The sequence below is a fragment of the Phaeobacter sp. B1627 genome (assembly GCF_006265095.1).
GTDB lineage: Bacteria > Pseudomonadota > Alphaproteobacteria > Rhodobacterales > Rhodobacteraceae > Epibacterium.
Genome location: NZ_VCNK01000061.1, coordinates 1 through 6,507, shown reverse-complemented (window position 1 = coordinate 6,507; position 6,507 = coordinate 1). Strand labels below are relative to the sequence as shown.

6 protein-coding genes are annotated in these 6,507 nt (G+C 55.3%); 2 read left to right on the top strand and 4 right to left on the bottom strand.

Annotation, left to right across the window (positions count from 1 at the left end):
- Positions 1 to 180: 180 nt before the first annotated feature.
- Positions 181 to 921 (bottom strand): SDR family oxidoreductase, encoded by a 741-nt coding sequence (locus tag FGE21_RS19205; protein ID WP_139665015.1) that lies wholly within the window; start codon positions 919 to 921, stop codon positions 181 to 183.
- A 115-nt stretch (positions 922 to 1,036) separates the two neighbouring features.
- Here FGE21_RS19205 and FGE21_RS19200 point away from each other — a divergent pair, with 115 nt between their 5' ends.
- Entirely contained in the window at positions 1,037 to 1,924 is an 888-nt protein-coding gene (locus FGE21_RS19200) for a LysR family transcriptional regulator (RefSeq protein ID WP_139665014.1), read from the top strand.
- Positions 1,925 to 1,992: 68 nt separating this feature from the next.
- Here the strand turns inward: FGE21_RS19200 and FGE21_RS19195 are convergent, their stop codons facing one another.
- Positions 1,993 to 2,901 (bottom strand): LysR family transcriptional regulator, encoded by a 909-nt coding sequence (locus FGE21_RS19195; protein ID WP_139665013.1) that lies wholly within the window; start codon positions 2,899 to 2,901, stop codon positions 1,993 to 1,995.
- A gap of 115 nt (positions 2,902 to 3,016) precedes the next feature.
- On the opposite strand from FGE21_RS19195, the gene FGE21_RS19190 reads away from it, so the two are divergent.
- On the top strand, positions 3,017 to 3,880 hold the full coding sequence (locus FGE21_RS19190; RefSeq protein ID WP_139665012.1) for an NAD(P)H-binding protein: 864 nt from the start codon (positions 3,017 to 3,019) through the stop codon (positions 3,878 to 3,880).
- 533 nt (positions 3,881 to 4,413) lie between these two features.
- Here the strand turns inward: FGE21_RS19190 and FGE21_RS19185 are convergent.
- Positions 4,414 to 5,106: a DUF4336 domain-containing protein gene (locus FGE21_RS19185; protein WP_218062798.1), complete on the bottom strand. Its 693-nt coding sequence runs from the start codon at positions 5,104 to 5,106 to the stop codon at positions 4,414 to 4,416.
- 378 nt (positions 5,107 to 5,484) lie between these two features.
- On the bottom strand, positions 5,485 to 6,396 hold the full coding sequence (locus FGE21_RS19180) for a phosphotransferase family protein (protein WP_139665010.1): 912 nt from the start codon (positions 6,394 to 6,396) through the stop codon (positions 5,485 to 5,487).
- Positions 6,397 to 6,507: the final 111 nt, after the last annotated feature.

Sequence of the window (6,507 nt, the reverse complement as noted above, 5' to 3'; positions counted from 1 at the left end):
ACTATTTTTAGGGGGGATTACCGAGGGGCAGAAGTTGTAAACCGGAAGGAGGCTTGGTGCCGATAATTTGCCAAGCTCCCTGCGAAATGCCAGAGTATCGCTTGAAGACCGGCTCAAGCATCGGACTTTATGCATGGTACTGGAGGCGTATTGGTATGCATACGCCTCCAGTGCGGAAGATCAGATAATGCCGCCGTTTGCGCGCAAGGTCTGGCCATTGACCCAAGCTGCGTCTGGTCCAGCGAGAAACGCAACAACATTTGCGATATCCTGCGGTGTCCCGAGCCGTTCCAAGGGTGCCATTTTTGACATACGATCAACGACCTCTTGTGGCTTGCCGTCTAAGAAGAGCTGCGTTGCTGTTGGGCCAGGGGCGACCGTGTTCACAGTGATCGACCGCCCACGAAGTTCCTTGGCCATAATGCCTGTCATTGTTTCAGCGGCCGCTTTGGTCGCAGCGTAGACGCCGTAAGTCTCAAGCTTCAACTCGACGACGCTGGTCGATAAGTTCACGATTGCACCGCCATCACGCAGGCGATTTGCAGCTTCGCGCAACAGGTTGAACGTGCCTTTGAAATTGATTGCGACTTGAGTGTCAAAGAGAGCGTCATCGCTACCTGCAATAGGTGCCAATTTCATAATGCCCGCATTGTTGACCAAGATGTCGATCCCGCCAAAGGCTGTTTCTGCGGAGTCGAACATCCGTTTGACAGCGACCGCATCCGACACGTCGGCTTGGGCTGCGATGGCTTTACCGCCTGCTGCTTCGATCTTTTCGACAATTTGATGTGCGGCGGCTTCGCTTCCTGCATAGTTGACGATGACATTGAATCCATCCGCTGAAAGCCTCTCGGCTATTGACGCGCCAATCCCACGTGAGGCGCCAGTCACCAATGCTGTTCTGTTTTCGATAGTGGCCATTTATTGTCCTTTCGCTAATCGGCCCCATGCCGAACCTTTAAGAACAATAGGCGTTCCCATCGTTGGAATAATCCACTACAATCCGACTTCATTATTCCATATATTCGGATAATAAATGGACCGTCTTGATGCCATGAACGTCTTCGTTCGGATAGTAGAACTGCGAAGTTTTACCAAAGTTGCAACTGATCTGGGGTTGCCAAGATCAACGGTCACAGATGCGATCAAAGCACTTGAGGCGCGATTGGGCGTGAGCCTGCTTCACCGTACCACACGGGTCGTGCGTCCAACGCTAGATGGTGAAGCATACTATCAACGCTGCCTGTCAATCCTGTCCGAGATTGAAGATGCCGAGGACGCCTTTGCAGGAACTACGCCAAAAGGCACGCTGCGTATTGAAGTCCATGGTATTCTAGCGCGGCATTTTCTGTTGCCTTCACTGCCAGATTTCATGGCGCGTTTCCCTAACATTGAGATCCAGATCGGAGAAGGTGATCGACTGGTTGATCTGGTCCGCGAAGGCGTGGATTGCGCGATACGGGTGGGTGATCCTATCGACAGCGACATGACCGGGCGAAAATTGACGGACCTCGAAGAGGTGACCTGCGCGGCCCCGACCTATCTTGAACGGTTCGGCACACCGCAAAATATTGACGCGCTCAAAGGCCACCGGATGATCGGGTTCCGCTCTACCGCGACAGGGTCTATCTTGCCGCTCGAATTTGTTCAGAATGGTATCCTGCGCACGGTCTCACTCCCGACGCCAATGACTGTCAGCGGCGCAGACACATTGGCGCATTGCGCTCGGCTTGGCCTCGGCATTATCCAAAAACCACGCTATTCTGCTGCCGAAGACCTTGCCGCGGGTCGCTTGATCGAACTGTTCAAAGACACACCACCGTCCCCATCTCCTGTGTCGATCTTTTATCCACGCGACCGACACCTGTCGCCGCGCGTGCGCGTGTTTATTGACTGGGCCGTAAAAGCCTTTGCGCATCAATAAACACGGAAGATCAGCATATCGACACTCGGCAGTTCCAATAAGCGGATAACGTGCTGGCGAGGGAATGCTTACGCGTCTGCGGGTGTCGCCTGACATATCTCGATAAAAGCCCGCAGGGGTTTTGGAGCAAAGCGGCTCGGATAGTAGAGGTATGGCCCCTCAACGTCCGACCACCAGCCCGGTAGAACGGGCAACAGCTTTCCACTTTCGAAATCTTCGTCCAGCCAGTTGCGGAAGGTATGTATGATTCCCAATCCCGCATGCGCATATCGAAGACCAGTGTTGAGCGCGCCTACACTGAGGATAAGCGCGTTTTGGGGTTCCACTTTCACGGACTGTCCTTTGCTTTGCAGCGTCCATGGAAGCAATGGGCCCGCGTCCAACCGGTAGCGGATCGCGTGATGAGCGGTCAGGTCTTCAGGAGCTTGCGGCCTCCCGTACGCCTCAAGATAGACCGGCGACGCGGCCATCGCCATTTGTTGCCTGCGCGGCCCGATCGGTATCGAGATCATATCCTGCTCCAGCACGCTGCCATAGCGAATGCCCGCATCACAGCCTGCCGCAACAATGTCGACGAGATCGCTCTCTACCGTGATCTCAACCTCCACATCTGGATGCTGCGCTCGATATGCGGCAAGCAGAGGCGGCAATATATCCGGCATGACCGCCCCCGGCACGTTGAGCGTCAACCGCCCCTGTATCTGCCCTCCAAGCGTTGCGACATCCTGACAGGCAGCGTCCACTGCAGACAACAATGGGCCCACACGATCCACCAGAAGTTGCCCCGCTTCAGTTAGGTGCTGGCTGCGCGTTGTGCGGCGTAGCACGGGGGTGCCAAGTCGCGATTCTATCCGCGAGACCGTGGTGCTAACCTTTGAGGCTGCTATGCCGAGCCGCTGGGACGCTGCGCGGAAGCCGCCCTCACGGACAACCGCCAGAAGAACGGTGAGATCATCAGCAGAAACATTGTTCTTCATTGAGAACAGTCCAATCCAATTTAGGTACCTTATCCTATAGATGCAGAACAGTCATCTTGTCGATCATCACTCCCTATTGCGCCACCTGGCGCGTTTCAGAAAATGGAGACCGACAATGCTCATCATTACAGGAGCCTCGGGAAAACTAGGCGGACTTGTGGTTGAGGCTCTGCAGCGCCTCGTGACAGCCGACCAAATCGGAGTCAGCCTACGTGACCCGGAAAAATTGGCCGAGCTCGCGGCGCGTGGTGTACGCGTAAGGCGTGGGGACTACGAAGACGCTGACAGCCTGCGCCACGCGTGGGAAGGGGCCCGCCGAGTACTGCTGGTGTCCTCAAATGCAGGTTCCAGTGGAGGCGAACCGTTAAAACAGCATGAAACTGCGATTTCTGTGGCCAAGGAACTGGGTGTCGAACGGCTACTCTACACCAGCCAGGTGTCGGCCAATACGCAGTCGCATTTCCCGCCTGCGCGCCATCACGCCGCAACGGAAACAATGTTGGCTGGTTCAGGTCTGGCGTGGACGTCCATGCGGCACGGGTTCTATGCGGAGAGCGCCATGCATATGAATGCGCAGGGATTTGCGAATGGCAATTTGGTGGGGCCGGCGGATGGCAAGGTGGCTTGGACGACCCATGAAGACTTGGCACAAGCCGATGCGCTTTTGCTGGCTGGAAAAGAGACATTCGAAGGCGTGACGCCACCCCTCACCGGCAGCGAGGGGCTTGACCTTGCTGACCTCGCGCAGATGGCAAGCGGGGTGACAGGAAGAACAATCAAGCGCCAGATCATCAACGAAGAAGATACGATCGACAACTTGGGGCGAGCAAACCTACCGGAAGCGGTAAAAAGCGTCATTCTGGGTTACTACCGCGCCGCCCAGGCAGGGGAATTCGCAATGGTGGATCCCACACTTGAGCGCCTGCTGGGTCGCAAACCACGCCCGATGCAGAATGTTGTGAAACGGCATCTGGGATGATGATGAACGGTGGAGTTCTTGGAAAGATTATCAACCGGGGACCAAGCACAGTAATCGCATAGTCAACCCAAGCCGCCTGATCGTGACCTCAGGCCACCCGGCAATTGACACCACCTCGACGGATGTGGCCGTTCAGCGAGAGACTTAAGTGGCTACTTGCACTTCACGCTTCCGTGGATAGCCCTGAACGCCATAGAAAGTCTTGCATCCGCCAAAGCAGCCATTGGCACAGCCGCAGCGAAATAGCGCTTTGTCCGCATCCCGTCCGTTCGATGATGGTTGGTAACTGCACCTGCGGCGAACGTCTGCTCCCTCTATTGCTCGTACAGCATACTCTCGAAGTTCATCGCCGTCAAAGCCGCATGATGTGAGAGTTGTTGCTGTTCCTAAGAGCCAGAGACCTGTGATGCATGAATGCTTCATTACTGGTCGGCCTTTTCTATTGCCTGGTGGAGCGGGCCTTTTGGCAACGTCAATCGGGGTGGTTCTGGCGTGTTCCAAAAAGGAGCGTTTTTGGAGCGTGGCGACATCCCTTAACGCATTAGCCAGCCAAACGCTTGCCGCAACGCCTCTTGTCCGTCGGACTGCATCGGAGTGCCATGCGCCATGACTAGACGTTGAGCGGGCCATTCCAAGATGCGCTTGACGGCATCTCGCGCGGCGACTTTATCGGTCGTCGCCATACGGAACTTGCGAGGCACAGACGGCACGGGGGCTGTCATTAGGTCAAGTCGAGCCACTACGGCTCGCCATCCACGATACCAGCTTTTTGGTATTTGCTGCACTAGGTCCGTCACCAGCACCGTAGCCGACTCGCGGTGGAAGAATACCACCTCGGTCGTGATCCGGTTCCCCCGCACGATTACCTGTTCCATCGCCCCAGCCCAGTCTGGGTCCGGTTCATCGCCGATTATTGAATGAATCTCAGTTCCTGCGACTTGTCGCGTCAAACCGGGCGCGGCGTGGACCCGTGCATCTGGATAGGCAGCGGCCCATTCTGCAAGAAACGTGTGATGCAGACTATTCGGAGCGATCAGATGACGGACAGCACCAAGGGCATCAATGGCGATGCGCACATCTTGAGACAAGGCTACAGGAGACCAAACCCATAATTCGCCGTGATTGGGCAACCTAGCCACGGCCATGCGCGTGGGAAACTGAAAACCCGCCGCACCTGTTACTGCAGGACCATCAAAGAGCCAAAGCTCGGAGCCAAAGGTTGTCACTGCTGAGATGTCCGTTTCTAAGTATGTTCATCGCAAAACTATACTGCGGCGTCCGATCATTCCAAGCCCCGTTCGTGCGCAGCGCTGCCCCTTCCAAAAACGATCGTTTTTGGAAGGGGCAGCCAAACCGTACACTGGAGCACGTGCAGAGCGCGGCAGCTTCGTCCGCATCTTACCAGTTCGCGACCCACGTGGCCAAGGTCAGCTATCGCAGGATCGTGCCAATGGCTGTTGGGCAGCTTTGGGGCTGACACCCGCCATCCAGCAGCAAGGCTTACATGCGATTTCGCCGCAACACTGCTGCCGCGCCGCCGCAAGGCGGCTGTGAGCCCTAATGCTTGGTGCTGCGGACTGCAACAATGTCAGCCTCGGCAGGTGCTAAACAGCAAGTGGTGGAATTCCGTTTGCAGACCATACGCGAATGATCGCTTCAGCCTTGTCTCCGATTTTGTGCCCTTTCGGCTTTGCGGCCAGAGCACTCAGAGAGAACATGTCCAGAATGCGTGCTTGACGTTTCCATTGGTCGGTCAACTGCGGTGAGGCTAATTCAAAGCCGTTGATGAACGCAGCCAAAAAGCCTGCTGGATAGTCGGATGGAAAGCGGAAGAAGTTTCCTACGTCAGCAAAAGGACAACCTGAATAGGCAAACTCCCAGTCGATGAGTGCTGCGATCTGCCACTCGTTATTGATGCGGTCTACGATGATATTCTTGGGATTCATATCCGAGTGGACAAACCGACTGACTAAGTCCACAGCTTCTAAAGCTTCTGCATTTTGTTCGCACAAACGCATCCAGGCGGACGACTCAGAAGAAGAAAAACGGTCCGAAGAGGCAAGTTGATCTGCGCAGAACGTAACGAGCTGCTGCGACCAGGGGTCCTCGCTCGACGGTATCAGGGTGTCACTCTCGAAAAAGCCGGGTCGTTCAAACTGGATGCTGCCAATCGCCGCGACCATTTGCCCAAGTTGGGTAGCCAATTTTTTAAAATCTTCGCGGGGGCCGTGGGTAACCAACACCTCTTCTAAAGTCTGACCTTCAACGAAACTTAGAACCGTGAAGTCGTCGCCGAATGACAACACATTTGGCACTGGAACAACGGTTTTTGCCAATGACAGGACCGCTGCTTCGATCGCAGAGCTTGCGTCACCAAACCGCACGACGACGCCTCTTTCGTCCGAACACCTCACCAACCACGCTTCGTGCGAGAAGCCGCCTTTGAGCTTCTCCTTCGAGATAACAGATGTGCCAACATCGGAGATGATGGATTCGATTTTTAAGTCATCAGTCATTCTTGCGATGGTCCGTGCTTGCTGGGATAGGTGCCTTGTATGGCAGACTTTCAAATTCTAAAAGTTGTCGTTCAATCTGGAAGGTGGAGCGGCGGCTTCGTCCCGCCCTTA

Excerpts from the sequence above, each read along its gene's own strand:
- FGE21_RS19205 (WP_139665015.1), bottom strand. The coding sequence starts at position 921 with ATGGCCACTATCGAAAACAGAACAGCATTGGTGACTGGCGCCTCACGT.
- FGE21_RS19200 (WP_139665014.1), top strand. The coding sequence starts at position 1,037 with ATGGACCGTCTTGATGCCATGAACGTCTTCGTTCGGATAGTAGAACTG.
- FGE21_RS19195 (WP_139665013.1), bottom strand. The coding sequence starts at position 2,901 with ATGAAGAACAATGTTTCTGCTGATGATCTCACCGTTCTTCTGGCGGTT.
- FGE21_RS19190 (WP_139665012.1), top strand. The coding sequence starts at position 3,017 with ATGCTCATCATTACAGGAGCCTCGGGAAAACTAGGCGGACTTGTGGTT.
- FGE21_RS19180 (WP_139665010.1), bottom strand. The coding sequence starts at position 6,396 with ATGACTGATGACTTAAAAATCGAATCCATCATCTCCGATGTTGGCACA.